This is a genomic window from Shimia sp. MMG029 (assembly GCF_027947445.1).
Classification (GTDB): domain Bacteria; phylum Pseudomonadota; class Alphaproteobacteria; order Rhodobacterales; family Rhodobacteraceae; genus Shimia.
The window spans coordinates 1-25,916 of the sequence record NZ_JAQJIM010000013.1 but is presented as its reverse complement, the minus strand read 5'-3'; the positions used below and the strand labels follow the sequence as shown (position 1 = coordinate 25,916).

The window sequence follows — 25,916 nt, the reverse complement described above, 5'->3', positions numbered from 1 at the left end:
CTTAGCGGTCCAGAACCAGCGATTTGCCGACAAAGCGGCTGACGCAGGGCATGATTTTCTTGCCCGAGGCATGGTCTTCGTCCTCAAGCCAGTGATCGCGGTGCAGAAACGTACCATCGCTTTCGACCACATCGGTTTCGCATTGCCCGCAGGCACCACCACGACACAGGAAAGGCGCATCGACGCCACACCGCTCCATCGCCTCCAGCAAGCTTTCGTTTTCCCCCACATCAATGGTGAGGTCTGATTTGCACAGCCGCACCTGAAACGGTTTGCCAGGTTGCGGCGCAAGGAATTCCTCGGAATGGACATTATCATCAGGCCAGCCATGGTCAGTCGCAGTGTCATGCACCCATTTGATCATGCCAGCCGGGCCACACACATAGGCATGCGTGCCCAAAGGCTGCCCATCCAGAAGATGCTCCAGATCTATCGCTTCACCTTTGCTGTCATAGTAGACATGCACATTGGCCGGATGTTTGGACTGCAAATCATCGGCATAGCTCGCCAGCTCTGGCGAACGCGCCGAATAATGCAATTCCCAATGTCCGTTTGACCGTTCAAGCTGTTCGATCATCGCCATGAATGGCGTGATGCCGATCCCGCCTGCAAAAAAGATGTGTTTGCCTGCACGCAGGTCCAGCGAAAAAAGGTTGACCGGATAGGTGATCACCATCTGATCACCCTCGGACACCTTGCGGTGCAAAAACAACGACCCACCGCGCCCCTCATCATCCCGGCGTACCGAAATCGCATAGGTGGATGCGTCAGCGGGATCGGACATCAAGGAGTAAGGGTTCAGGCGGGTGCGCCCTTCATCATGCATCTCGACAACAGTATGCGCTCCGGCGGAAAATGGCGGGAAATCCTGGCCATCACTGCGCTTGAATTCGAAACGGGTGACAAGATCGTTCAAAGGCACCACGGCACTGACCACAACGTCCAGCTTTTCAGCACCTGCCTTGGCTTTTTGGGGGGATGCGCTCATTTGTACAGCTCCACAGGATCGGGGACATTGCCGGGGTCTTCGGCGTCGATGCAGACTCCCTGAAACGCAGCGAGCCGACGTGAATAGTGGTCGCGCACAAACAGATTAAGCCCGCAGTGTGAACAGACAAATGGATCTGTCATCACGTCTTCGGTGATGCCTTTGCAGTGTACGCACTGCATCCGCCGCGCGACCGACCCTCGGTGTTCGGTCTGGATCGCGGTATGCGGGATCCCAGCCGTGGTCGCTTCGTTCATGGCCTGCCCCATCAACCCTTCGGTGCCGCTCAAATACACTTGCAGGCCCATATGTGCCTCGCCCAGAACGTGGCGAATACGCTGGGTTGCGGCCTCAAAACTGGGACCGACATAAAGCTGTGCAGGCCCAACCGCCCGCAGCTTTTCGACATAGGTGTCGCCGGTCTCTTTCGGAATATAGATGATGTGGCTCTTTGCCATCAGGTCAGTGTCGCGTTCAGCAAGCTCCAACAGGGCTTCGGCGCCCTCGGCATCAGCAATCATCAGATGCGCTTTACCAGGGCGTGGCGCGAGCGTGCCATAGACCGGTCGGCTCGTAATGCTTTTTGGAAACTGGAATTTGGACATGCCCAGTCACCTCCCTTTTTATGCGTGTAAGGCGAAACGGGCGGGCCATTCGGTAGGCCCGCCCGAATGCGATCAACCCTTTGCGGTGCGGATTGCCTTGTCTTTGTCGTAGAACGGCATCTCTTCTGCGACGCAGGGGATTTCCGTGCCGTCTTCGTTGCGCACGGTCATGGCCGTTCCGGGAACGGCGCACGCCACAGGCATGCGTGCAATGCCCACGTTGTGCCCGTTCAGATCCGAGTTCATGCCAAAGGTGACAACGCCGACCTCTTCGCCATCTTTCAACAGCGCGGCACCTTCACCCGCTGGGGTCGTGCCTTCCAGACGCACCCCGTAGATCTTGAAACGCTCCTTGCCCTGCATGGCATAGTGGTTCTCTGCACCACGGAAGCCCGTCTTGCCCGGCGAAACCGTGAAATCGAGACCCAGCTCCCAGAGGGAGTCCCCACAGGGGCCATCAGCAAACGGATAGGTTTCTGAATTGTCGCCCGGGAAGAACAGCAGGTAGCTTTCCGTACGCAAGAGATCCAGCGTCGAAAATTGCACAGGCACAATGCCCATGTCTTTGCCGTCTTCGAGAATGGCATCCCACAACTCTACAGCGTGACGCCCCTCACAGAAGATCTCATAGCCGCGCTCACCGGTGTATCCGGTGCGTGAAATCATGACGGGCTTGCCAAAAAGCTTGGTCTGAATGATTCCAAAATAGGCGAGGTCACGGATGCCCGGCACATGTTTGGCGAGGAAGTCCACGGCGACGGGACCTTGCAGCGACATATCATGCAAATCATCGTCAAACAGCATGGTGACGTTTTTGCCATAAGCCGCCATAGCCAAGCTCTCATGGCCGGTGCCCGTGCCATGCACAAGCAACCAGTTGTTGACCGACAGGCGATAGATCACACAGTCATCAATAAACAGACCACGGTCGTCTAGCATGGATGCGTAGACCGCGCGACCCGGCATGATTTTGTCGACATTTCGGGTGGTTGCGCGATCGATCACCGCCGCGGCATGCGGGCCACTCAAGTGGACCTTCTTCAACCCGGAAACATCCATAAGCCCCGCCTTGGTGCGCACCGCTTCATAGTCAGCTTTGGCGCGTTCATCAGAGCTGTCATAGAACCAGGCGGTCCCCATCCCGTTCCAATCTTCAAGCTCACCGCCAATTTCAGCATGACGCTGTGCAAGCGCGGAGGTCCGGTAAATGATGGCCATTGTATTCTCCCGATTGATCCATTGTTGAACCACATTCAGACCTATGATGATCCAAAAATCAACACTTCTGTGCAATTACATTTCCCACTGGGAAAATTTATGCCCTAAAAGTTTACAATCCGCCCGATCTTTGGGCTAATCGCACAAAATGCCAATCCAAAAGGAACCACTTAATTCGCAACCCCTTAAACATATCAGAATTGGTTGTGAAATTTGCCTGAAATACAAAAATGTTGACAGAAAATAAAAATTAGCGCCCGCTAAGGGAAAAATTTTCTCCTTAAGTGAAAATAACAGCAACAGGGAAAGTAAAATGGATGGCAATCTAAATGCGATCACGACGGTGTTCACAGAGTTTTACTACTGGGTCACAGTTGTGTTTATGTTCCTCATTCACGTCGGGTTCTGCATGTACGAAGTGGGCGCGAGCCGCCGCCGGAACCACATGCACACGCTCATGAAGAACGTCATGGTGATCCCCCTTGTTACCGTGACGTTCTTCTTTTTCGGATGGTGGATTTATTGGGCATTCCCAATGTTCCCCTTCTTCGGAGGGCTGGATGCCGCTGGCAACGCCAACACACCCTGGTCTGACACCATGGGCACCAATCTGAGCGATAGAATCACCGGTGTATTCTGGGCTGCATTCCTCCTGTTCAGCTGGACGGCAGCGTCAATCGTATCGGGCTCGGTCATCGAACGCATTCGATCCTCGGCACTCTGGGTGCATGCCGTCATGATCGGCTCTGTCTGGTGGATCATCGACGCCGCCTGGGGGTGGCACTATGGCGGCTGGATGGTGAAATACCTCGGCTATCACGATGCCTATGCATCCGGTGTGATCCACGCGATTGCCGGCGGATATGCCCTCGGCGTGATAATGGTGCTGGGCCCACGCATCGGTAAGTTTTCCAAAAACGGCACACCACGCGACATCCCCCCGCACAACCCATGGATGCTGACCATCGGGATCTTCCTGATCTACACTGGCTTCTGGGGCTTTTATGCGGCCTGCAACGTGCCCGTCATTTCGCCCGAAGTGATCGGCGGCCAGATCACCGGCACAACTTGGACAGCCACCAATATTTATCTAGCGCCGACATCTCTGTCTGCGATCACATTCAATTTTCTGATGTCGCTGTCCGGCGGCTTGATGGCGGCCTATGTGGTCTCACGTGGCGATGCCTTCTGGACATTCTCGGGCGGTCTCGCCGGGGTGATCACTGCCTCCGCTGGCAACGATCTTTACCACCCGATTCAGGCAATGCTGATTGCCGCAGTGGGCGTCGTGATCGTTTACAAGATGCACTATTGGGTCGAGCGCCGATTCAAACTGGATGACGCTGTTGGGGCGGTTGCCGTGCATGGATATTCAGGCGTTGTTGGCCTGATCATCGCGGGCTTCATGCTCTGGGGGGCGCCATCATCGCCATTCGAAGGCTACGCAGCCATCAACCCGCTGGGGCAAACGATTGGCGCCGTCATCATGTTCTTCGTTCTGGGCTTCTTGCCCGGTTGGGGACTGGCCAAAATTCAGGCAGCAGCAGGCGTTCTGCGCATCCCCGAAGAGGTCGAACTGCAGGGCCTCGATTACGCAGAACACCACTCCTACGAGGACGCCAAGTCCGAAATCATCGAAGCCGACAAGCGCTATCTCGCCAACAACATCAAACCCGCAGAATAAGGAGAAATCGACATGTCTACGATTGGTTATGAGAACTGGAGCGTCGATCTCGCGGATGTTGGGGCAATCTACCCCTTCCAGGGATCAGAGGTGCTGATGGTCATTCTGGGGGTCGCCTTCTGGGTGGGCTGGCATCGCATTCAATTCGTGCGCGAAGGCAAACATCTTGAAGAGGCACGCAAGCAGGCGATTGACCACGACAAGATCGCTCAAAGCGTAGAACGATATTGAACTTGCATGCTCCGGGCGCACTTGGCGCCCGGAGTATTGACTGTCAGGAATATCTTTTTCATTTTGGTTTGATCATCGATATGCCGGGTGGTAGCCTAACCCCAACCCCAAGAGGGTCGAATCAAAAACGGAGCAACCAAAGAAATGTGCGGAATCGTCGGATTATTCCTGAAAGACAAAGCACTTGAGCCCCAGCTTGGCGCATTGCTGACTGACATGCTCATCACGATGACAGATCGTGGCCCCGACAGTGCCGGGATTGCCATTTACGGCGGCGATGCAAATGACGGAGAGGCGAAATTAACGGTCCAGTCCGACAATGCGGATGCCGACCTTCAAACCCTTGCCGCCGATCTTGGCACCGCTATCGACGCCAAAGTTTCCATGACACGCAACGACAGCCACGCCGTGCTGTCCCTTCCTGCAGAGAAAGCCAATGCCGCCCGCGCAGCCGTGCGTGAACTGCGCCCCGGCATGCGCGTGATGAGCGATGGGGATACCATCGAAATCTACAAAGAAGTGGGCCTTCCCAAAGATGTGGCAGCCCGCTTTGACATCTCTTCAATGGCTGGCACCCACGGTATCGGCCACACCCGTATGGCCACAGAATCCGCCGTCACCACAGAAGGCGCGCACCCATTTTCAACCGGCGCAGACCAGTGCCTCGTGCACAACGGGTCCCTGTCCAACCACAATTCGCTGCGCCGCAAGCTGCAGCGTGAAGGTGTGCGGATTGAATCAATGAACGACACCGAAGTTGGCGCAGCCTACCTGACCTGGAAAATGCGCGAAGGTGCATCGCTTGGCGAAGCGCTGGAAAGCTCGCTCAACGATCTGGACGGCTTCTTCACGTTTGTTGTCGGAACCAAGGACGGCTTTGGCGTGGTCCGCGATCCGATCGCATGCAAACCCGCCGTGATGGCCGAAACCGATCAGTACGTCGCCTTTGGCAGCGAATATCGCGCCTTGGTGAATCTGCCCGGCATCGAAGACGCCAAAGTCTGGGAACCCGAACCCGCAACCGTTTACTTCTGGAACCACTAAGATGCAGACATATGATCTTGAAGCCAACGGCCTGCGCGGTCTGAACTCCGCCCTGCACGCCCAAAGCGAAACCACCAACCAGACCGAATGGAACATCGTGAACCCCAAAGGCAGCCATGCAATTGCCGTGGGTCTGAATGCGCCGATCGAGGTCACCGTAAACGGATCGACCGGCTACTACTGCGCCGGCATGAACCAGCAGGCGACCGTCAACGTGAAAGGCTCAGTTGGCCCCGGCGTCGCGGAAAACATGATGTCGGGCACCGTGGTCGTGGAAGGGGACGCCAGCCAATATGCCGGGGCCACCGGCCATGGCGGTCTGCTCGTCATCAAGGGCAACGCGTCCTCGCGCTGCGGGATCTCCATGAAGGGGATCGACATCGTGGTACACGGCAATATCGGCCATATGAGCGCCTTTATGGCGCAAGCGGGCAACCTTGTTGTCTGCGGCGACGCCGGTGATGCGCTGGGGGACTCCCTATATGAGGCACGCCTGTTTGTGCGCGGCTCAGTCAAAAGCCTGGGTGCCGACTGTATCGAAAAAGAAATGCGCCCCGAACACATCGAGATCCTCAAGGATCTGCTCGAACGTGCAGGTGCTGACGCAAAACCCGAAGAGTTCAAGCGCTACGGCTCCGCCCGCCAGCTCTACAACTTCGACGTCGACAATGCGCAGTCCTACTGAGGATCAGGATGAAAGATATGGATAACAAAATCCCGCAGACCATGCCGATCCAGTCGGCAACATTTTCCAACCCGATCAACGCGGAAATCCGGCGCGCAGCGGCCACTGGCATTTACGACATCCGCGGCGGCGGCGCCAAACGGCGCGTCCCGCATTTTGATGATCTGCTGTTCCTGGGCGCGTCAGTTTCGCGCTACCCGCTGGAAGGCTATCGCGAGCGGTGCGACACCAGCGTGACCCTTGGCACCCGGTTTGCCAAGAAACCAATCAAGCTGGACATCCCGATCACCATCGCCGGCATGAGCTTTGGCGCGCTGTCTGGCCCGGCCAAAGAGGCGTTGGGGCGCGGCGCCAGCGCGGCGGGCACTTCCACCACCACCGGTGATGGCGGCATGACCCCCGAAGAGCGCGGCCACTCGAACAAGCTGGTCTACCAGTACCTGCCGTCGCGCTACGGTATGAACCCGAACGATCTGCGCAAAGCAGATGCGATCGAAATCGTGGTTGGTCAGGGCGCCAAACCCGGCGGCGGTGGCATGCTGCTCGGTCAGAAAATTTCCGACCGCGTGGCAGACATGCGCACTCTGCCCAAAGGCATCGACCAGCGCTCCGCCTGCCGGCACCCAGACTGGACTGGCCCAGATGACCTTGAGATCAAGATCCTGGAACTGCGCGAGATCACCAATTGGGAAGTGCCAATCTACGTCAAGGTCGGCGGCACCCGCCCGTACTTTGACACCGCACTGGCCGTAAAGGCCGGGGCCGATGTTGTGGTTCTGGACGGCATGCAGGGTGGCACCGCTGCAACGCAAGATGTGTTCATCGAACATGTGGGCATGCCAACACTGGCCTGCATCCGCCCCGCCGTGCAGGCGTTGCAGGATCTGGGAGTTCACCGCGAAGTGCAGCTGGTTGTTTCCGGCGGCATTCGCACTGGGGCAGACGTGGCCAAAGCCATGGCCCTGGGGGCAGACGCCGTGGCCATTGGCACCGCAGCTCTGATCGCACTGGGAGACAACGATCCCAAATGGGAGTCCGAGTATCAGAAACTGGGCACCACCACTGGCGCATATGACGACTGGCACGAAGGCAAAGACCCGGCAGGCATCACCACTCAAGATCCTGACCTTATGGCGCGCCTTGATCCCGTTGAGGCCGGGCGCCGTCTGCGCAACTACCTGAAGGTGATGACCCTTGAGGCACAAACCATCGCGCGGGCTTGCGGACACAACCATTTGCACAACCTCGAACCAGAGGACCTGTGCGCGCTGACACTGGAAGCGGCTGCAATGGCCAAAATTCCGATGGCTGGAACCGATTGGTATCCGGGAAAACCCGGGACCGGTTACTAAAAATGCAGGGCGTGCGGACATCACTCCGCACGCCTTTTTATAAAGAAAACAAGACCTACAGGGAGCCCCAAATGACGATTGATCTCGCAAAATTTGCCGAGGAAAAAGGCGTCAAGTATTTCATGATTTCCTTCACGGACCTATTTGGTGGCCAACGTGCCAAACTGGTTCCGGCGCAGGCAATCGCCGACATGCAAGAGGATGGCGCCGGTTTCGCCGGGTTTGCCACCTACTTGGACATGACACCAGCCCACCCCGACATGCTGGCCGTGCCAGATCCGGACTCCGTAATCCAGCTGCCATGGAAGCCCGAAGTGGCTTGGGTTGCTGGCAACTGTGTGATGGAAGGACAGGATGTCGCCCAGGCCCCACGCAATGTATTGCGCCGCCTGATTGATGAGGCCGCCGCTGAAGGCATGCACGTCAAAACCGGCATCGAAGCAGAGTTCTTCCTGCTGACTCCAGAAGGAGATGAAATCAGCGATCCCTTCGATACCGCAGCCAAACCGTGCTACGATCAGCAGGCCGTGATGCGTCGGTATGATGTGGTGCGTGAAATCTGCGACTACATGCTCGAACTGGGCTGGGGCCCGTATCAGAACGACCATGAGGATGCGAACGGCCAGTTCGAAATGAACTGGGAATTTGACGACGCCCTGAAAACAGCGGACAAGCACAGCTTCTTCAAATTCATGACCAAATCGGTGGCGGAAAAGCATGGCTTCCGCGCCACCTTCATGCCGAAACCGGTTGAAGGTCTGACCGGAAATGGCTGTCACGCCCACATCTCGGTCTGGGACGCGCCAGGTTCGGACAGCAAGGTCAATGTCTTTGCAGGCGACGCTGGCGGCCAGGTTGGCGAAGTTGGCCTGTCTGAAAAAGGCGGCCATTTCCTTGGTGGGATCATGAAACACGCCAGCGCGCTGGCTGCGATCACCAACCCAACCGTGAACAGCTACAAACGGATCAACGCACCGCGCACCATGTCCGGCGCAACTTGGGCGCCAAACACAGTGACCTGGACCGGCAACAACCGCACACATATGGTGCGCGTTCCTGGCCCCGGTCGGTTCGAATTGCGCCTGCCCGATGGTGCGGTGAACCCCTATCTGCTGCAGGCGGTGATCATCGCAGCCGGTCTGTCTGGCGTGCGCACCAAGGCAGATCCAGGCAAACGCCACGACATCGACATGTATGCCGAAGGTCACTCCATCACGGATGCCCCAAAGTTGCCGCTCAACATGCTGGACGCCCTGCGCGCCTATGAACGGGATGATGAGCTGGTTCAAACGATGGGCGGTGAATTCTCCAGCGCTTATCTCAAGCTGAAGAACCAGGAATGGAACTCCTTCGTCAGCCATTTCTCCCGTTGGGAGAAAGAGCACACGCTCGATATCTGACCCTTACCTCCCCCGGCAGGTCATCCCCCTTAGCGCGCGACCGGGTCGCGCGCTCTTTTTTCGCACCCGGTTTGATTTACGATCGGGATAAGTGACACGCAATCGCGCGCGCTCAAAGCCCGAGATAGGCAATCGAAGCAAAGACAACGCCAACCGCCCCCCACTGGGCCGGGGTCATCCGCTCCCGCAGAAACAGGGCGGCCAGCGTAACCGTAATCAACCCAAAAGCAGAGGCCGCAACGCTGGCGAATTCCGGTCGCGGCACACCGCCTGCGACGATAATCATTCCCAGCGCCAAGGCATCCAAGGCCCCCATGAGCACTAGAACAGGCAGGGTTTTCTTGCCCGGTCTGACCGATTGCCCGATCAGCACAGCCAACGCGATAATCGTCCCAAGCGCTGCCAGCCGTGTGGGCAGCAAAAGCGCCACCTCCGCCCCACCCGAAGCTGCCGCCTGACCGATTGCAAAAGTTGTGGCAAAGCTCACCCCAGCCGCCAACGACCAGAGAACCGCAGCACGCCGTCTGCCTTGCGGCTGTCCGTCTTCATCGCTGCGACCAACCCCGAACCCAACCCCAACAATGATCAGAAGCACCGCAACCCATTGATCTAGCGTCGCGGCTTGCCCAGTAACGCCGGCCCAAGCCACAGACAGCGCGGGATATGAACCGATGATTGGTGCCACAAGGCGCACCGGACCAATGGAAAAAGCCTGATAAAGCGCATATCCTGCCAATCCATAGATCACGCCCGCCACCAAGCCGAGCGTGACCGCCCCTGTTGTGGGTTGGGGCTCAGCCAACAGGCTGAACGGCGCGACCATAAGCGTACCAAACACCATGACTCCTAGCAAAGGCGCAATGATTCCAGCGTTTTGGCTGACGTACCGCACACAGAGGTCATGAACCCCCCAAGCCAAAGCCGCTACAATTCCCAACCCTAGACTCAACATTCCGTCACACCTTCTGTTGCGCAAACCCACTTGCTTTCTTTGAACCTTTCAAAATAATTGGTTCAACTGGTTTCTTTTCTTGTCCGAAGGACTGCTTTGTGGATATTCTTTATATTTAACTAATATTCCGCAAAAGCAAATGGTGGATCACCTATAAGGGGGAAACATGCTCGACAATCGTTACCCGGACGTTGCACCCGGACCACCCAAGCCAAGCTTGATTAGACAGCCTCAAGTGTTCTCACTGCCGCCGGGCACAGAACGCTATGTTGTTGAAGGCGCAGGGGCAATCCTGATCCGGATCGAAACTGGCGATACGTTGACCGTCTCCAATACCGAGGGCGGCCAGCCCTGCGAAATCGTCGCAGCGGGCGCCGATGGCGTCGTCGATCCTGCAGTCCTTGGGCAAGCTGGCGACGGCACAGCAACGGGCCTCAAGTCACTTTTGACCAATTCAGACCAATCACTGCGTGGGTTGCGTTTGGGGCTGGAGGCGCGGGGCATAGATCTAGGGTCAGCACGCTCTATCGACCTTTTCGGCCCAACCACCCCTGCAGGAGAAGACCGTATCTTCACCGCACGGCGAGATGGCGTTGTCGTTGTAGCCGCCCACGGTGGCGTGATGGATTTTGAGCTGCAAAACACCTCTACGCCACTGACGGTCTGGGTAAAACGCGCCGTCATCAAGCCCCACACCAGCTTTGAGTTGCCAGACCCTCTGGCAGATCCCGTTGCCGATATCCGCGTCCACTCCGCCACAGCGCAAAGCTACTTCGTGAAAGCCGGAGATTACATTCAGATCCTCGACGTCGATGGCCGCCAATGCACCGATTTCCAGTGTTTTGCTGCGCGCAAATTGGACAAAGGCATCGAACATGCCTTGGATGTGACCACCACGCGCACCATCATGGAACACGCCTATCCAATGCCGGGTCTGCATGCGAAATACTATGATCACGACATGTTGCCGCTGGTCGAAGTGATACAGGACACAGTCGGGCGTCACGACGCCTTTGCGTTGGCCTGTTCATCAAAATACTATGACGACATCGGCTATCCCGGCCATGTGAACTGTTCGGACAACTTCAATGCTGCGCTTGCGCCGCATGGGGTGACGGGCCGGGCCGGCTGGATGGCGATCAACTTCTTCTTCAATACGGCGCTGGACGAACACGGCGTCATGTATTCCGACGAGCCCTGGACCCGCCCGGGCGACTATGTGCTGCTGCGCGCGCTGACCGATTTGGTTTGCGTCAGCTCAGCCTGCCCCGATGACACGTCGGCCGCAAACGGCTGGAACCCCACTGATATTCATGTTCGCACCTACAGCGGCGAAGAAAAATTCCAACGTGCGGTGGCCTACCGCCCCACCCCTGATGCCGAGGCGAAAATGACAAAACAGACCGGTTTCCACGACAGCTTTGCCAAATTCACCGAGAACTTCATTGAATATAATGGGTTCTGGCTGGCGAACTGCATGTCCACCGCAGGCCCGATCGAAGAATACCACGCTGCGCGTGAAAAATGCGTCGTGATGGATCTCAGCGCACTGCGCAAATTCGAAATCACCGGCCCAGATTCCGAAGCCCTGTGCCAGTATATCTTCACCCGCAACATGAAAACCCTGCCGGTGGGCGGCGTGGTTTATACGGCCATGTGTTATCCCCATGGCGGCATGATCGATGACGGCACTGTTTTCCGCTTGGGCAAAGACAACTTCCGCTGGATTGGCGGCTCGGACTATGGCGGCGAATGGATCCGCGAACAGGCGGAAAAGCTGGGCCTGAAGGTGCTGGTGCGCGCCTCCACCGACGTCCAGCACAACATCGCTGTGCAAGGCCCTGAAAGCCGCGACCTGCTGAAAAAGATCATTTGGACCATGCCGCATCATCCGAACTTCGAGGATCTGGCCTGGTTCCGCCACACCCCTGCGCGCCTGCATGATCATGATGGCACGCCGATTGTCGTCTCCCGCACGGGATATACTGGGGAGCTCGGCTATGAAATCTTCTGCCACCCCAGCCACGCAGGCGCGGTGTTTGACGCCGTCTGGGACGCGGGGCAAGAACATGGCATTCGCCCCATGGGCCTTGAGGCGCTGGACATGCTGCGCATTGAATCCGGCCTGATCTTTGCGGGCTATGATTTCAGTGATCAAACCGATCCTTTCGAAGCCGGCATCGGCTTTACCGTGCCGTTGAAGTCCAAGACGGATGACTTCATCGGCCGCGACGCGTTGATCCGGCGCAAGGAAACCCCGGCGCGCAAGCTGGTTGGCCTTGATATCCACGCCAATGTCGATGTCGCTCACGGGGACTGCGTCCACATTGGCCGGGCCCAGATCGGCGAAGTCACATCCTCCATGCGCTCGCCAATTTTGGGTAAAAACATCGCGCTGGCGCGGGTGGACGTGGCCCATCATGACGTCGGCACCGAGGTAGAAGTCGGCAAACTCGACGGCCACCAAAAACGCCTACCTGCCACCATCGTGCCCTTTGCGCATTACGATCCACAGAAAACGCGCCCCCGGTCGTAAGCCTGGCCTGTTGACCAAGATCAAGGATCAGAACAAACGCAAAGATAGGCTGTATCTATGAGTGCATTGACCGACATTGGTGGAGAGGAACGGCTGCGAGAGTTGGTCAATTGCTTCTATGATCGCATGGAAACGGACCCAGAGGCCTATCCTCTGCACCGCCTTCATTTTCGCGGGCATGGTATGGAACACATCCGGCAAGCGCAGTTTGAATTTCTGTCCGGCTTCTTCGGAGGCCGGGCCTACTATCGCGAACGCTTTGGCCATATGAACCTGCGGGAGCTGCACGAACACATCCCCATCCGCAAAGAGGATGCCGACCTCTGGCTACAGACATTTGACAAAGCGCTAGATGATTGTGGGTTGATGGATATTGCCACTGTCCAACGCATCCGTGCCACCCTGCGCCGTGCCGCACATATGCTGGTGAATGATGTGCATGACTGGCGACTGGACAGCCCAGTGACCCCGCATACAACGGACACGCCCGCCTAAAATCGCATCCGATTCACGCAATCAACATGATCTGAATATCCGCCACATTGGTACCCGTCGCACCGGTCATCAGGTGATCACCTGACAGGGCGAGCGCAGCATAGCTGTCATTGCACTCCAAAAAATGCGACGGCGCGCGACTATGCTTGCGAATGCGCGCGCATGTGGCCTGATCAACCACAGCTCCTGCAGAATCGGTGGGTCCATCGCGACCATCGGTGCCACCAGACAGAAACACCCAGGGGCGATCAATCGGTTGCGCATCCGCCAGCGCCGCAACACGCAGCGCGAGCTCCTGATTGCGCCCGCCCTTTCCGTTTCCACGCACGCGCACGGTGGTTTCCCCACCCCAGACCAGCGCCTGAGGCCCATGTTTTGCAGCTCTCTCAATACTGGCGCGAAAAATCTGGTCTGCGGCGGCGCGCACGTCCCCGGTCAGAGGCGCGTCTGCGACAGTGACGTCAAACTTTTCGCCAAGCTGACGGGCCGCTGCTTCAACACTTTGTCGATTGCTGCCGATCAGACGGTTGTCTGCTCTCCCGACCTCAGGCGCAGCCCCTTCACGGCTCAGATGCGTCAGGATGCTCTGCGGCAGCCGATCCGTGATCCCCGCCCCTGCGATCAGCTGCAAAGCCTCCTGCGCGGTGCCAAGTGGGGCCACGGTTGGGCCGCTGGCCACGGCGCGCAGATCATCTCCGACAACATCAGACAGGATAAACGCAGTTACCTGCGCAGGCGCGGCGCGCCGCATGAACCCACCGCCTTTCAGATCAGACACCTGCTGCCGGATCAGATTCATCTCATTGATGCCCAATCCGCTTTGCAGCAGCAGCTGGTTCAATGTCTGTTTGTCACCCAGACTCACCCCATTTGGCGGCGCGGGCACAAGCGCCGATCCACCGCCAGAGATCAGCGCAATCACGCGATCCTGCGCCTCAGCGCGTTCCAACATGTCACAAATCGCTGCAGCAGCGCGCAAACCTTCCTGATCCGGGACAGGATGGCCTGCGCGAAAAACCCGATCTGCCGCGACCACTTCGGTGTTTTCGCGATGGGTCACGCAAAGCGTTTCCATCGGGCCGGATCGGCTCTGGCAAAACGGGCGCAACATCGCTGGGGCTGCCTTACCCATAGCGATGCAGTAAGTTTTCGCCCCCTCTGGCAGCGGCGCAAATGGGGCACGCGACAGCTCTGCCAGCACAGCTTGCGCCGGATCAGCGCACCGCACCGCCGCATCAAAGGCGGTGCGGGCGACGCCGCGCAGCAGGTTTGGCTGATCAAGCAACAGAGATTTGCCGCGCTTTTTCCACCAGCACCTCAGCCTGACGGATCGATGCGTAATCGATCAGACGCCCATCGAGCGACACCGCCCCCTTTCCTGCGGCCTCGGCCTCGGCCATTGCCTCCAAGATACGCTGCGCCTTGGTCACTTCCGCCTCAGAGGGCGACATCACCTCATTCGCCAGCGCGATCTGACTGGGGTGAATGGCCCATTTGCCCTCGCACCCCAAAACAGCAGCCCGTTTTGCAGCAGCGCGGTAGCCATCAGCGTCTTGGAAATCCCCAAACGGCCCATCAATCGGGCGCAGCCCATTCGCCCGTGCCGCGACAACCATGCGCGCCAGTGCATAGTGCCACATATCGCCCCAATGGGTCATGCGCGCCCCATCATCAGACGGATCGGTCAACACCGAATAATCCGGATTCACACCGCCAATGATCGTGGTGCGGGCTCGGGTCGACGCCGCATAATCCGCCACACCAAAATGAAGACTTTCATTGCGTTTTGAGGCGCCCGCGATCTCGGTCACGTTCTGCATGCCCAGCGCGGTTTCAATGATATGCTCAAAGCCAATGCGTTTCTTCAGACCCACCGCATCTTCAATCTGCGTGGTGAGCATATCGACGGCATAGACGTCTGCGGCGGTGCCAACCTTTGGAATCATGATCAGATCCAGCCGGTCGCCAGCCTGCTCAACCACGTCAACCACGTCGCGATACATATAGTGCGTGTCCAGACCGTTGATCCGAATCGACATGGTTTTGGTGTTCCAGTCGATCTCATTCAGACCCTTGATGATATTTTTGCGGGCCTGCTCCTTTTCGTCCGGGGCGACCGCATCCTCAAGGTCAAGAAAAATCACGTCGACATCAGATTGTGCCGCCTTTTCAAACATATGCAACTGGCTTCCAGGAACGGCCAGTTCACTACGGTTCAGGCGGCCGGGGGCTTGTTCGATTGGGAAAAAGGACATGGGGCGTCTCCTCGCGCTCGGGTCTGTCTACAGTTTTCAATTTCCCAAAACTAATTTTCCTGTCAATAATTTTTTCTGCATACCAATGAATGCCAACTTGATCAGCCCTGACCGTCCTTTGCTTTATGAGAGTAGTAGTAAGCGATCGCTTGCGCCCTGTTTCTGACCGACAGTTTGTCGAAGATATTCGACAGATGAAACTTCACCGTATTGGTCGAAATCTCCAGTTCTCGGCTCAATTCCTTGTTTGTCAGGCCGGTCGCCAGTGCATGCAGTAGCAGTTTTTCTTTGCGGGAAAGGCTCTCGATCGGATCATTTCTCAGCTCACGAACATCGAGAAATGGAAAGACCATTTTACCGGCAGCCACATCCAAACAGGTTTGAATCAGGGTGTCTGTAGACCCAGATCGCGTTGCATATGCGGCTGCTCCTGCGCTCATGGCCCTTTTTACCAAGGCTCTGTCATCATTCCCGTAGATGATAAGCCGGGGCGCATTCTCCTGAGCACGCAACACTTCGGTCAGCTTTTCCGCCCCCAGCACCGGCAATTCCCAATCGATCACACCGATCTGAACTGGCACCCGCATCACCGTTCCCAGAAATCCTTCGGCGGTGGCGCTGGTCGCCACCAAAGAGAATCTCGCATCGCGGTCAAACATCTCTGACATGGCTGACAGCACCAATGGATTGCCATCACCAAGCATGATCGAGATCGGAGCAGAGATTTTTTCAACCATTTGTTTTTCCTAAGTTATTTCGAATAAACCACCCATTTAGGTAGCACCAATTCGGGTATACAACGGAATACTTACCAACATGGGTAGCTATTTCCCCACCCTTTTAGACACACAAAAGCAGGATCAAGGTGCGTTTTCTTAAAATCAAAGGCAAGTCATCATTTTGGAAATTCGAATACTGAAACATCAGTTAGGAGCCCAAGATGCAAAGCCCACAGATTTTCTCAAAGCTGGTGATCCCTGCCACAATCGCTGCTGGACCCGGCCCCGGCAACACCGACACACGCGTGCTTGAGGCCTTTGCAGGGGCGGGCATCGCGGACCATATGCATGGCGATGTTCTGCGTGGCATGATCGAATGCAAGCACATGCTCCGCCAAATCTGGGGCACCGAAAACACACATACTTTTGGTGTGGCTGGCACCGGCTGGAGCGGCCTCGACGTGATGTTCAGCGCCGTGATGCCCGGTGACAAAGTCGTCGTGTTCGTCAACGGCACTTTCTCAGGCATCGACGGCTTAACCGTGCGCATGAAAGCCGCAACCGCAGAAGAGTTGGCCGCCAATCCACTGGATCCACAGCCCGCATCCGTAACCATCATCAATGTGCCGCACGGGCAATCCGTCACCGGTGAAATCGTCGACGCCGCGCTGGCCGAGCACAAGCCGAAATGGGCCGCGATGGCACATTGGGAAACGGGTTCCGGCCGCATCAACGACATTCAAGGGTTCAGTGACGCCTGCGAAAAGCATGACGCAATGGGGCTGGTCGATGCGGTCTCCTCTCTGGGCGTAGAAGACTTTCGCATTGATGACTACCCCGGTGTCGCGGGCTGGGCCTCTTGCCCACAAAAGGGCATTTGCTGTCTGCCACTCACCTATGCGCCGGTGTCTCTGTCCGATCGCTATGTCGACGCGCTCAAGGCCACCGGAACTCGAAGCTTTGTGCATCACCCCCTCATGGAGGCCCGCCATTGGGGCATCATCGACGGCCAGGATGTCGAAAAAGGCACCTACCATCGCACCCATTCGGCCTATGCGGTCGCCGCTTTCCACGAAGCATTGCGCATCGCGCTACAGCAAACAGTTGCACAGCGCGCGAAGGATTACACCCAACACGAGGCAGCCCTTCGCAAAGCCGTTGCCGCCATGGGCTGCGAGGTCACATCGAACATGACGTCGCTGGTCGTGCTCAACCTCCCCGGCGCTTTGGCGGGCCGCGAAATGGAACTCGTGCAGAACTGTCGCGCACGCAACTTTGGCATCTGGCCCACCCTGTCAGAGCCCGTGCAAGTGCGCATTGGCATCCTCAATTTGCTGAGCGAGGCCACCATCCGCGACATTGTTGTCCGCTTTGGCCAGGCCATCGAGGAGCTGGGCGGCAGTGTTGATCACGCTGCAGTGAATGCCGTGCTTGAACGCCACTACCGCGTCGCTGTTGCAGCGGAATAGGAAACCAACAGCTATTTTGGGAGGACATCATGGATATTCATGAGTATCAGGCAAAGGAGATCCTCGCCGGCTTTGGCGTGGATGTACCCGCAGGCGCATTGGCCTACAGCCCTGAACAGGCCGTATACCGCGCGCGCGAACTGGGCGGCGAACTCTGGGTTGTCAAAGCACAGGTACACGCCGGCGGCCGCGGCAAAGCGGGCGGCGTCAAGATCTGCAAAAATGACGCAGACATTCAAAGCGGCTGCGAAGAGATGTTTGGCCGCAAGCTGGTGACCCATCAGACCGGCCCCGATGGCAAAGGCATCTATCGCGTCTATGTCGAAGCGGGCGTCCCGATAGAGCGGGAAATATATCTTGGCTTCGTTTTGGATCGCTCATGCCAGCGCGTGATGATCGTTGCCAGCGCCGAAGGCGGCATGGAGATCGAAGACATCTCGGCAGAAAAACCAGACAGCATCGTGCGCGCCACAGTGGAACCAGCGGTGGGTCTGCAGGATTTTCAATGCCGCCAGATCGCTTTCAAACTGGGCATCGAACCAGCAATGACACAGCAAATGGTGCGCACGCTGCAAGGCTGCTATCGCGCCTTTACCGAACATGACGCCACCATGGTAGAGGTCAACCCGCTGGTTGTGACAAGCGACAGCCGCATTGTTGCGCTCGACGCGAAAATGACTTTTGACGACAACGCGCTGTTCCGTCACCCGCAGATCGCAGAGCTGCGCGACAAATCGCAGGAAGATCCGCGCGAAAGCCGCGCGGCAGACCGGGGGCTGTCGTATGTCGGCCTTGATGGCAACATCGGGTGCATCGTTAACGGCGCCGGTCTCGCCATGGCGACCATGGACACGATCAAGATGGCCGGAGGCGAACCGGCCAACTTCCTCGACATCGGCGGCGGCGCAACACCGGAGCGGGTTGCCAAGGCATTCCGGCTGGTGATGTCTGACAGCAATGTTCAGGCCGTTCTCGTCAACATTTTCGCCGGCATCAACCGCTGTGACTGGGTGGCGACCGGCGTTGTGCAGGCCCTGCAGGAAGTGCAAGTCGACGTGCCCGTGATCGTCCGCCTTGCGGGCACCAATGTAGAGGAAGGTCAGAAGATCCTCGCACAAAGCGGGCTTCCCATCATTCGTGCCGCAACCCTGATGGAAGCAGCCGAACGGGCCGTTGGCGCATGGCAGAACGAATTGTCCCAAGATACCAAGGTGAGGGTTATGAAATGAGCATCTATCTGGACCGAAACTCTCGCGTCATCGTGCATGGTATTACCGGCAAGATGGCCCGCTTCCACACCGCAGACATGCTGGAATATGGAACCAACGTTGTGGGCGGCGTTGTGCCCGGCAAAGGGGGGCAAATGGTTGACGGCGTTCCTGTCTTTGACACCGTGGAAGAGGCCGTTGCCGAAACTCAGGCAGATGCCAGCCTTGTCTTTGTGCCGCCTCCCTTTGCTGCCGACAGCATCATGGAAGCCGCAGATGGCGGCATTCGCTACTGTGTGTGCATCACCGACGGCATTCCGGCACAGGATATGATCCGCGTTAAACGCTATATGTACCGCTACCCCAAAGAGCGCCGCATGGTGCTGACCGGACCAAATTGCGCAGGCACCATCAGCCCCGGCAAGGCGCTGCTCGGCATCATGCCCGGACATATCTATCTGCCTGGGAATGTCGGCATCATCGGGCGCTCAGGCACATTGGGCTACGAAGCTGCGGCGCAACTCAAGGCACACGGCATCGGCGTCTCGACCAGCGTTGGCATTGGCGGGGACCCCATCAACGGCTCGTCATTCCGCGACATTCTTGAAAAATTCGAGAACGATGATGAAACGGATGTGATCTGCATGATTGGTGAGATCGGCGGCCCGCAAGAAGCAGAAGCAGCAGACTATATCCGTACCCATATTACAAAGCCTGTGGTGGCCTATGTCGCGGGACTGACCGCCCCCAAAGGCCGCACAATGGGCCATGCCGGTGCGATCATCTCAGCCTTCGGCGAAAGCGCCAGCGAAAAAGTCGAAATCCTTTCTGCGGCAGGCGTCACCGTTGCGCCCAACCCAGCCGTGATCGGCGACACCATCGCCAGTGTCATGACGGAGGCCGCCTGATGCCCGCGAAACCCAATGTGCTTGTCACGCGCCGCTGGCCAGCAGCTGTCGAGGCGCGGCTGGCGGAGAATTTCAATGCCGAGTTCAACAAGGCAGACACCCCCATGAGTCACGCGGATTTCCGCGAGGCTCTCAAGAAATATGATGCAATCCTGCCAACGGTCACAGACAAATTGGATGCCGAGGCGCTTGATGTCTCGCGCCCCAAAACCGAGCTTTTGGCGAATTATGGCGTGGGCTTTGGCCATATCGATCTGAATCTAGCCAAGACCCACGGCATCACGGTCACCAATACGCCAGATGTGTTGTCAGATTGCACCGCCGACATCGCCATGACTCTGCTGCTCATGGTGGCCCGGCGTGCAGGCGAGGGCGAACGAGAATTGCGCGCAGGTCAATGGACAGGCTGGCGTCCCACGCACCTGGTAGGCACGCGTGTGAGTGGCGCAACACTGGGCATCATTGGCTGTGGCCGGATCGGCCAGGCCATGGCGCGACGGGCGCATCATGGTTTTGGAATGAAGATCGTTGTGCAAAATCGCTCAAAGGTCGCGCCAGAGGTGCTGGCCGCCTATGGCGCGACACAGGTCGACACCATCGAAGAGCTTCTGCCGCAGTGCGATTTTGTCTCCCTGCACTGTCCGGGCGGCACAGCCAACAAGCACCTTATCAACGGCCAACGCCTTGGTTTGATGAAACAGGATGCGTTCCTAATCAACACGGCCCGTGGCGAGGTGATCGACGAACACGCCCTGATTCAGGCACTCAGCTTTGACATGATCGGCGGGGCCGGGCTGGATGTATTTGATGGCGAACCGCGCATCGCCCCGGATCTGATGCAATGTGACAATCTGGTCATGCTGCCTCATCTGGGCAGTGCCACCCGAGCCACCCGCGAAGCCATGGGGTTTCGCGTGCTCGACAACCTCGAAGCGTTTTTCAAAGATGGAAACCCAATAGATAAGGTGCAGTGATGCAACAGCGGGCGCCCGAAAATTCACAACCGACGGCCAATTTCGCCCTTCAGACCGACCGCCTGCGCGCGCGCCTGAAACAGGCCTGGGCCAGTGTTCTGGCACGCCGGGCGCCCGCCCTCTTAACCGATCAGGGCACACCGCCCCCCTGCTGGTCTCTGGACCTGGCATCAGATCACCTTCAGGCGGCAACCATCTGGTTCCAGCTACAACAAATTCTGGATGAAAACACATTCATCCGCACCCTCCGTCAGGCAGACCGCTCAGAAGGCCCAGCCAATCGCACCGGCAGTTTTGCGCAGGTCCTCGCTGAGCCCAACAAAGAAGCCCAGCGCAGCATGCGCAAACTGATCGAAGACAATCGTCTGAACGTCGGCCCCACCCTGACCGCCCATCCTACAGAAGCCAAACGCGTCTCTGTGCTGGAGATCCACCGGCGCATTTACCGCTGCTTGGTCAATCTCGAAACAGAACGCTGGTCCCCACGCGAAGAGGCGCAACTTCAGCGCAGCCTTGAAATGGAGATCGACCTGCTCTGGATGACAGGCGAGTTGCGCCTCGAACGCCCCACCCTTGATGCAGAAATCGACTGGGGCCTGCAGTTCTACCGCAACAGCCTGATGCAGGCCGTACCGCGCCTGTTTGAAAGTTTTACCACCGCCACTCAGGACGCCTTTGGAAACGACCTGCCAGACAGTTGCTGTTTACGCTTCCATTCCTGGATTGGGGGCGACCGCGACGGCAATCCAAATGTCACCGCCAAAGTCACCGCCGAGGCGCTGACCCGCTCCCGCGATATGGCCCACGCGCTTTATCTTGAGCGTCTGGATGACATCGTTCAGCACCTGTCAGTGTCCGCAAAGCTGGTGCCCCTGCCCCAAGCAACCCAGAAAACACTGACCCAACTGATTGAGACCCGCGCTCAGGATGCCGCAGCTTTACGTGCGCGAAACCCCAATGAAGTCTTCCGTCAGGCCGCGGCCGCCATCCGCTCTTGCCTGGCTGATCAGCGCTACCTGCATGTGAAGGATTTCGAGAAAGACCTGAAAACCGTCGAAACTGCTCTGCACGACATCAACGCCGGCCTGCTGGCGCAAGAGTTGATCCGCCCCTTGCGATGGCAGGTGCAGGTCTTTGGGTTGCGCATGCACACCCTTGATATTCGTCAGAATTCAGAGGTGGTCACACGCACGCTTCAGGCCATATGGCAAGCACAGGGGCACACCCCTGCCCCCGAAACGCCTGAGTGGCGCACCCGCCTGCGGCACGAGCTCTCCCAACCCGACCTTGTGCATATCAGTGACACCCGCCTGTCCGAGGAAGCAACGGAACTCATGGCCCTGTTGCGCCTGATCCGCGACAGCCAGACCGGCGTCGATCCCGAAGCCATCGGCCCGTTCATTCTGTCGATGACCAGATCATCAAATGACATTCTCGCCGTATATCTGCTGGCACGCTATGCAGGGTTCGGAGGAGAGACACTGTCCCTCAAAGTGGTGCCTCTTTTCGAAACCATTCCCGACCTCGAAGCCGCCCCTGAAATACTGCGAGATGTTTTGAGTACGCCGCTTGCCTTGCGCAGCTTACGCAACGGGTCCGGCCGTATCGAAATCATGCTTGGATATTCTGACAGCAACAAAGACGGCGGGTTCCTGCGCTCGATCTGGTCGCTTGATCGCGCACAACGGGCCATCACGCGCAGCCTTGCTTCCTTTCGTCTGAAGCCGGTCTTTTTCCACGGTCGCGGTGGTTCGGTCAGTCGTGGCGGTGCGCCCACCGACCGGGCCATCGCAGCGCAACCGCTTGGAACGCTGGATGGCGCGCTGCGCATCACCGAACAGGGCGAAGTTGTCAGCGCAAAATACGCCAATGTCGGCACGGCTGCGGCACAATTGGAACTTCTGGCATCCTCAGTCCTGCGCCACAGTTCCAATAGCGGATTGGAACCCATCGACCCGGAAATGGATGACGCACTCGAAGCGCTGGCCAGCCTGAGCCAGACCGCCTATGCGGCGCTGATTTCGCACAAGGATTTCCTGCCATACTTCAACCAAGCCAGCCCCGTGAATGAACTTGCGCTTCTGCGCATCGGGTCTCGCCCGGCGCGTCGGTTCGGGGCTGCTTGTCTGGACGACTTGCGTGCAATTCCGTGGGTATTCGCTTGGTCTCAGAACCGCCAAATGATCACCAGCTGGTATGGCGTCGGCAAAGCGCTGGAAACCTTCCGTTCAATCCGAGGCGCGCAAAGCGACGCACTATTGCACCGCATGTTCCTGCACAATCCTCTGTTCCGCCTGATGATCGACGAAGTGGAAAAGGCACTGCTGCTTACCGACATGACCATCGCGCGCGGCTATGCGGATCTTGTCAAAGACCCCAGTGTTTCTGCGACCATCTTTGGCGACATTCAAAAGGAACATGCGCGCACGCAATCCATGATCACCACAATCACCGGTCAGCCTCTGGCCGCGCGCTTCCCACGGCTGCGCGCCCAATGCGAACGCAACGGTCCGACCCTGCAGGCAGCCCACCAGTTGCAAATGACTCTGCTACAGGACGTGCGCGCCGATCCTTCCCCCGCAAACCCAGCCCGCATCCACCTCATGCAATCCATGAATTGCATCTCCGCCGGCCTTGGCTGGACCGGATAAACAGACAGGGAGCCACCATGACCAAAGATCTCTACGACAGCCCAGACAGCTTTTTCACCGAAAGCCTGGCCGCGCGCGACCCGGCGCTGTTTGGCGCGATCACAAAGGAATTGGGCCGCCAGCGAGATGAAATCGAGCTGATCGCCTCAGAAAACATTGTGTCCCGCGCCGTGATGGAAGCCCAAGGCTCCGTGATGACCAACAAATACGCAGAAGGATACCCCGGTCGCCGGTACTACGGCGGCTGCCAATTTGTCGACATGGCAGAAACCCTTGCCATTGAACGCGCCAAACAGCTGTTTGGATGTGCATTCGCCAATGTTCAGCCGAACTCTGGCAGTCAGGCCAATCAGGGTGTGTTTCAGGCGCTGCTCCAACCGGGCGATACCATTCTGGGCATGAGCTTGGACGCAGGCGGGCACCTGACCCATGGTGCCGCTCCGAACCAGTCGGGCAAATGGTTCACGGCCGTGCAATATGGCGTGCGCCGCGACACCAATTTGCTGGACTATGATCAAGTCGAAGCGCTGGCCAAGCAACACCAGCCAAAACTGATCATCGCCGGCGGGTCCGCCATTCCACGCCAGATCGATTTTGCACGTATGCGCGCAATCGCAGATATGGTGGGCGCCTATCTGCACGTTGATATGGCCCACTTCGCTGGCATCGTTGCGGCGGGCGAACACCCGAGCCCCTTCCCACATGCGCATGTGGCCACAACCACCACACATAAGACCCTGCGCGGCCCGCGTGGCGGGATGATCCTCACCAATGATGAGGCGATCGCGAAAAAAGTGAATTCCGCAATTTTTCCCGGCATTCAGGGTGGCCCGCTCATGCATGTCATTGCGGCCAAGGCCGTGGCCTTTGGCGAAGCGCTGCGCCCTGAATTCAAAGACTACATCAAGGCTGTGGTGAGCAATGCGCAGGCGCTCGCCGATCAACTTGTCAAAGGCGGTCTGGCAACCGTGACCAATGGCACCGACACGCATGTTGTGTTGGTTGACCTGCGCCCCAAAGGCGTGACCGGCAATATCGTGGACAAGGCGCTGGGGCGTGCACATATCACCTGCAACAAAAACGGTGTGCCCTTTGATCCGGAGAAACCAACCGTAACCTCAGGCATTCGACTGGGGTCGCCCGCCGGCACAACCCGCGGTTTTGGCGAGGCCGAGTTCCGCCAAATCGCAGATTGGATCATTGAAATCGTGGATGGCCTGGCCGCCCACGGCGCAGACAACAACGGCGACGTCGAAGCCAAAGTACGTGGCGAAGTGGCCGCGCTCTGCGCCAGGTTCCCGCTCTATCCAGAGCTTTGAACCGCAAATATTGCAGGGTGCACCCGCGCGCGCCCTGCCGCTTTTATGCCGTAAGCCCTTCGGGCTCAGCCAGACCATTTGCACGGCAACAGGCCGTGACCGTATTGGCCAGCAGGCAGGCAATGGTCATAGGGCCAACACCGCCCGGAACCGGCGTGATCGCGCCAGCCACTTTCGCCGCGCTTTCAAAGTCGACATCGCCCACCAGCTTGTTTTTGCCGTCGCGCTCAATGCGGTTGATACCCACATCGATCACGGTTGCACCTTCCTTGATCCAGTCCCCCGGCACCATTTCCGGGCGCCCCACAGCAGCCACAACGATATCCGCTTGTTTCACCACCCCGGGCAGATCCTTGGTGCGCGAGTGTGCTATGGTCACAGTGCAGCTGTCCCCCAGCAAAAGTTGCGCCATCGGCTTGCCCACAATATTGGAGCGGCCAATCACAACCGCATTCATGCCCGACAGAGACCCGTGATGATCCCGCAACATCATCAGACAACCCAGCGGCGTGCACGGCACCATCGATTTTTGCCCGGTACCCAGCAGGCCCACGTTTGAAATGTGAAAACCGTCGACGTCCTTTTCCGGCGCAATTGAATTGATGATCAGATCTTCGTTCAGGTGACCGGGCAACGGCAGCTGCACGAGAATGCCATGCACCGCCGGGTCAGTGTTCAACGCGTCGATAACCGCCAGAAGATCCGCTTCAGTGGTATCGGCATCCATCCTGTGCTCGTAAGAGTTCATGCCCGCTTCAATGGTCTGTTTGCCTTTTGAGCGCACGTACACCTGCGACGCGGGATCTTCACCCACGAGCACCACAGCCAGGCCGGGGGTGATGCCGTGGTCTTCTTTAAGGCGCGTCACATGTGACGCAACTTTTTCACGGACAGTGGCGGCAAAGGCCTTGCCGTCAATCAGCTTTGCAGTCATCGAATTCCCTTTTTCTACACCAAATGAATGTCCCGCGCGCGAAGCGCAGATTCAGTATGAAAAACAAAGGGCAAGACATCTGGGCCATTCACTTTTGACAGCCAGAAATCCCGCCCTCCATTCACGTGTCACACCTTAGAACAGACCTTCGATCAAGCCTTCGTCGTTCAGTCGGATGCTTTCCGAAGCAGGCTTGCGCGGCAGGCCTGGCATGGTCATGATCTCGCCGCAGACCACCACGATGAAGCCAGCACCGGCGGACAGACGCACCTCACGCACAGGCACGGAG

23 protein-coding genes are annotated in these 25,916 nt (G+C 57.8%); 14 read left to right on the top strand and 9 right to left on the bottom strand.

Translation table 11 applies throughout. From position 1 onward, the window contains the following. Position 1 precedes the first annotated feature (1 nt). The 3 genes from PJL69_RS19475 to PJL69_RS19465 form a co-directional block, all read right to left on the bottom strand. Positions 2–988, bottom strand: coding sequence for a PDR/VanB family oxidoreductase (locus PJL69_RS19475; RefSeq protein WP_271311175.1), 987 nt, complete (start codon positions 986–988; stop codon positions 2–4). Then, positions 985–1,593: a dimethylamine monooxygenase subunit DmmA gene (gene dmmA / locus PJL69_RS19470; protein WP_271311174.1), complete on the bottom strand. Its 609-nt coding sequence runs from the start codon at positions 1,591–1,593 to the stop codon at positions 985–987. The genes PJL69_RS19475 and dmmA overlap by 4 nt, the downstream gene beginning before the upstream one ends. Positions 1,594–1,665: 72 nt before the next feature. Continuing rightward, positions 1,666–2,811: an aminomethyltransferase family protein gene (locus tag PJL69_RS19465; RefSeq protein ID WP_271311173.1), complete on the bottom strand. Its 1,146-nt coding sequence runs from the start codon at positions 2,809–2,811 to the stop codon at positions 1,666–1,668. A 313-nt stretch (positions 2,812–3,124) separates the two neighbouring features. Between PJL69_RS19465 and PJL69_RS19460 the strand changes: the two genes are divergently transcribed. The 6 genes from PJL69_RS19460 (at position 3,125) to glnT (ending at position 9,207) form a co-directional block, all read left to right on the top strand. Next, complete coding sequence (locus PJL69_RS19460) at positions 3,125–4,495, top strand: ammonium transporter (RefSeq protein ID WP_271311172.1); 1,371 nt, start codon at positions 3,125–3,127, stop codon at positions 4,493–4,495. A gap of 12 nt (positions 4,496–4,507) precedes the next feature. Then, a complete protein-coding gene (locus PJL69_RS19455) occupies positions 4,508–4,726 on the top strand; it encodes a hypothetical protein (RefSeq protein WP_271311171.1) in 219 nt (72 codons plus the stop codon). 144 nt (positions 4,727–4,870) lie between these two features. Further along, a complete protein-coding gene (locus PJL69_RS19450; RefSeq protein ID WP_271311170.1) occupies positions 4,871–5,770 on the top strand; it encodes a class II glutamine amidotransferase in 900 nt (299 codons plus the stop codon). Position 5,771: 1 nt separating this feature from the next. Beyond that, entirely contained in the window at positions 5,772–6,455 is a 684-nt protein-coding gene (locus PJL69_RS19445) for a GXGXG domain-containing protein (RefSeq protein ID WP_209100844.1), read from the top strand. A 17-nt stretch (positions 6,456–6,472) separates the two neighbouring features. Beyond that, the gene (locus PJL69_RS19440; protein WP_271311169.1) at positions 6,473–7,807 is read left to right on the top strand and encodes an FMN-binding glutamate synthase family protein; all 1,335 of its coding nucleotides are present in this window, start codon (positions 6,473–6,475) and stop codon (positions 7,805–7,807) included. 71 nt (positions 7,808–7,878) lie between these two features. After that, positions 7,879–9,207 carry a type III glutamate--ammonia ligase gene (gene glnT, locus PJL69_RS19435; RefSeq protein ID WP_209100848.1) on the top strand — a complete coding sequence of 443 codons (1,329 nt, stop codon included), beginning with the start codon at positions 7,879–7,881 and terminating at the stop codon, positions 9,205–9,207. A gap of 112 nt (positions 9,208–9,319) precedes the next feature. Here the strand turns inward: glnT and PJL69_RS19430 are convergent, their stop codons facing one another. Continuing rightward, positions 9,320–10,159: an EamA family transporter gene (locus tag PJL69_RS19430; protein ID WP_271311168.1), complete on the bottom strand. Its 840-nt coding sequence runs from the start codon at positions 10,157–10,159 to the stop codon at positions 9,320–9,322. 166 nt (positions 10,160–10,325) lie between these two features. Here PJL69_RS19430 and tdm point away from each other — a divergent pair, with 166 nt between their 5' ends. Then, entirely contained in the window at positions 10,326–12,695 is a 2,370-nt protein-coding gene (gene tdm / locus PJL69_RS19425) for a trimethylamine-oxide aldolase Tdm (protein ID WP_271311167.1), read from the top strand. A 57-nt stretch (positions 12,696–12,752) separates the two neighbouring features. Beyond that, positions 12,753–13,190: a group II truncated hemoglobin gene (locus PJL69_RS19420; protein WP_271311166.1), complete on the top strand. Its 438-nt coding sequence runs from the start codon at positions 12,753–12,755 to the stop codon at positions 13,188–13,190. 13 nt (positions 13,191–13,203) lie between these two features. Here the strand turns inward: PJL69_RS19420 and PJL69_RS19415 are convergent, their stop codons facing one another. The 3 genes from PJL69_RS19415 to PJL69_RS19405 form a co-directional block, all read right to left on the bottom strand. Then, entirely contained in the window at positions 13,204–14,475 is a 1,272-nt protein-coding gene (locus PJL69_RS19415; RefSeq protein ID WP_333781892.1) for a glycerate kinase type-2 family protein, read from the bottom strand. Continuing rightward, positions 14,468–15,445 (bottom strand): HpcH/HpaI aldolase/citrate lyase family protein, encoded by a 978-nt coding sequence (locus PJL69_RS19410; RefSeq protein WP_271311165.1) that lies wholly within the window; start codon positions 15,443–15,445, stop codon positions 14,468–14,470. The genes PJL69_RS19415 and PJL69_RS19410 overlap by 8 nt, the downstream gene beginning before the upstream one ends. Positions 15,446–15,546: 101 nt before the next feature. Then, positions 15,547–16,182, bottom strand: a complete 636-nt coding sequence (locus PJL69_RS19405) for a response regulator transcription factor (RefSeq protein WP_271311164.1) — start codon at positions 16,180–16,182, stop codon at positions 15,547–15,549. A gap of 203 nt (positions 16,183–16,385) precedes the next feature. Between PJL69_RS19405 and PJL69_RS19400 the strand changes: the two genes are divergently transcribed. The 6 genes from PJL69_RS19400 to glyA are packed head-to-tail and all read left to right on the top strand — an operon-like array spanning position 16,386 to position 24,693. Then, positions 16,386–17,633 carry an aminotransferase class V-fold PLP-dependent enzyme gene (locus PJL69_RS19400; protein WP_271311163.1) on the top strand — a complete coding sequence of 416 codons (1,248 nt, stop codon included), beginning with the start codon at positions 16,386–16,388 and terminating at the stop codon, positions 17,631–17,633. A gap of 29 nt (positions 17,634–17,662) precedes the next feature. Beyond that, positions 17,663–18,862, top strand: a complete 1,200-nt coding sequence (locus PJL69_RS19395) for a malate--CoA ligase subunit beta (protein WP_271311162.1) — start codon at positions 17,663–17,665, stop codon at positions 18,860–18,862. After that, positions 18,859–19,749: a succinate--CoA ligase subunit alpha gene (gene sucD / locus PJL69_RS19390; RefSeq protein ID WP_271311161.1), complete on the top strand. Its 891-nt coding sequence runs from the start codon at positions 18,859–18,861 to the stop codon at positions 19,747–19,749. The genes PJL69_RS19395 and sucD overlap by 4 nt, the downstream gene beginning before the upstream one ends. Next, the gene (locus tag PJL69_RS19385; protein ID WP_271311160.1) at positions 19,749–20,723 is read left to right on the top strand and encodes a 2-hydroxyacid dehydrogenase; all 975 of its coding nucleotides are present in this window, start codon (positions 19,749–19,751) and stop codon (positions 20,721–20,723) included. The genes sucD and PJL69_RS19385 overlap by 1 nt, the downstream gene beginning before the upstream one ends. Next, entirely contained in the window at positions 20,723–23,374 is a 2,652-nt protein-coding gene (locus PJL69_RS19380; protein WP_271311159.1) for a phosphoenolpyruvate carboxylase, read from the top strand. Before PJL69_RS19385 ends, PJL69_RS19380 begins: the two co-directional genes overlap by 1 nt. Positions 23,375–23,391: 17 nt before the next feature. Next, positions 23,392–24,693: a serine hydroxymethyltransferase gene (glyA, locus tag PJL69_RS19375; RefSeq protein WP_271311158.1), complete on the top strand. Its 1,302-nt coding sequence runs from the start codon at positions 23,392–23,394 to the stop codon at positions 24,691–24,693. Between the two features lie 43 nt (positions 24,694–24,736). Here glyA and folD read toward each other — a convergent pair whose 3' ends face one another. Beyond that, a complete protein-coding gene (gene folD / locus PJL69_RS19370) occupies positions 24,737–25,627 on the bottom strand; it encodes a bifunctional methylenetetrahydrofolate dehydrogenase/methenyltetrahydrofolate cyclohydrolase FolD (RefSeq protein WP_271311157.1) in 891 nt (296 codons plus the stop codon). Positions 25,628–25,762: 135 nt separating this feature from the next. Further along, positions 25,763–25,916, bottom strand: a 154-nt coding sequence (locus PJL69_RS19365; protein WP_271311096.1) for a formate--tetrahydrofolate ligase, incomplete at its 5' end; no start/stop codon positions are given.

Bases quoted from the DNA above. Each gene is read 5' to 3' on its own strand.
- PJL69_RS19475 (WP_271311175.1), bottom strand. From the start codon at position 988: ATGAGCGCATCCCCCCAAAAAGCCAAGGCAGGTGCTGAAAAGCTGGAC.
- dmmA (WP_271311174.1), bottom strand. From the start codon at position 1,593: ATGTCCAAATTCCAGTTTCCAAAAAGCATTACGAGCCGACCGGTCTAT.
- PJL69_RS19465 (WP_271311173.1), bottom strand. From the start codon at position 2,811: ATGGCCATCATTTACCGGACCTCCGCGCTTGCACAGCGTCATGCTGAA.
- PJL69_RS19460 (WP_271311172.1), top strand. From the start codon at position 3,125: ATGGATGGCAATCTAAATGCGATCACGACGGTGTTCACAGAGTTTTAC.
- PJL69_RS19455 (WP_271311171.1), top strand. From the start codon at position 4,508: ATGTCTACGATTGGTTATGAGAACTGGAGCGTCGATCTCGCGGATGTT.
- PJL69_RS19450 (WP_271311170.1), top strand. From the start codon at position 4,871: ATGTGCGGAATCGTCGGATTATTCCTGAAAGACAAAGCACTTGAGCCC.
- PJL69_RS19445 (WP_209100844.1), top strand. From the start codon at position 5,772: ATGCAGACATATGATCTTGAAGCCAACGGCCTGCGCGGTCTGAACTCC.
- PJL69_RS19440 (WP_271311169.1), top strand. From the start codon at position 6,473: ATGGATAACAAAATCCCGCAGACCATGCCGATCCAGTCGGCAACATTT.
- glnT (WP_209100848.1), top strand. From the start codon at position 7,879: ATGACGATTGATCTCGCAAAATTTGCCGAGGAAAAAGGCGTCAAGTAT.
- PJL69_RS19430 (WP_271311168.1), bottom strand. From the start codon at position 10,159: ATGTTGAGTCTAGGGTTGGGAATTGTAGCGGCTTTGGCTTGGGGGGTT.
- tdm (WP_271311167.1), top strand. From the start codon at position 10,326: ATGCTCGACAATCGTTACCCGGACGTTGCACCCGGACCACCCAAGCCA.
- PJL69_RS19420 (WP_271311166.1), top strand. From the start codon at position 12,753: ATGAGTGCATTGACCGACATTGGTGGAGAGGAACGGCTGCGAGAGTTG.
- PJL69_RS19410 (WP_271311165.1), bottom strand. From the start codon at position 15,445: ATGTCCTTTTTCCCAATCGAACAAGCCCCCGGCCGCCTGAACCGTAGT.
- PJL69_RS19405 (WP_271311164.1), bottom strand. From the start codon at position 16,182: ATGGTTGAAAAAATCTCTGCTCCGATCTCGATCATGCTTGGTGATGGC.
- PJL69_RS19400 (WP_271311163.1), top strand. From the start codon at position 16,386: ATGCAAAGCCCACAGATTTTCTCAAAGCTGGTGATCCCTGCCACAATC.
- PJL69_RS19395 (WP_271311162.1), top strand. From the start codon at position 17,663: ATGGATATTCATGAGTATCAGGCAAAGGAGATCCTCGCCGGCTTTGGC.
- sucD (WP_271311161.1), top strand. From the start codon at position 18,859: ATGAGCATCTATCTGGACCGAAACTCTCGCGTCATCGTGCATGGTATT.
- PJL69_RS19385 (WP_271311160.1), top strand. From the start codon at position 19,749: ATGCCCGCGAAACCCAATGTGCTTGTCACGCGCCGCTGGCCAGCAGCT.
- PJL69_RS19380 (WP_271311159.1), top strand. From the start codon at position 20,723: ATGCAACAGCGGGCGCCCGAAAATTCACAACCGACGGCCAATTTCGCC.
- glyA (WP_271311158.1), top strand. From the start codon at position 23,392: ATGACCAAAGATCTCTACGACAGCCCAGACAGCTTTTTCACCGAAAGC.
- folD (WP_271311157.1), bottom strand. From the start codon at position 25,627: ATGACTGCAAAGCTGATTGACGGCAAGGCCTTTGCCGCCACTGTCCGT.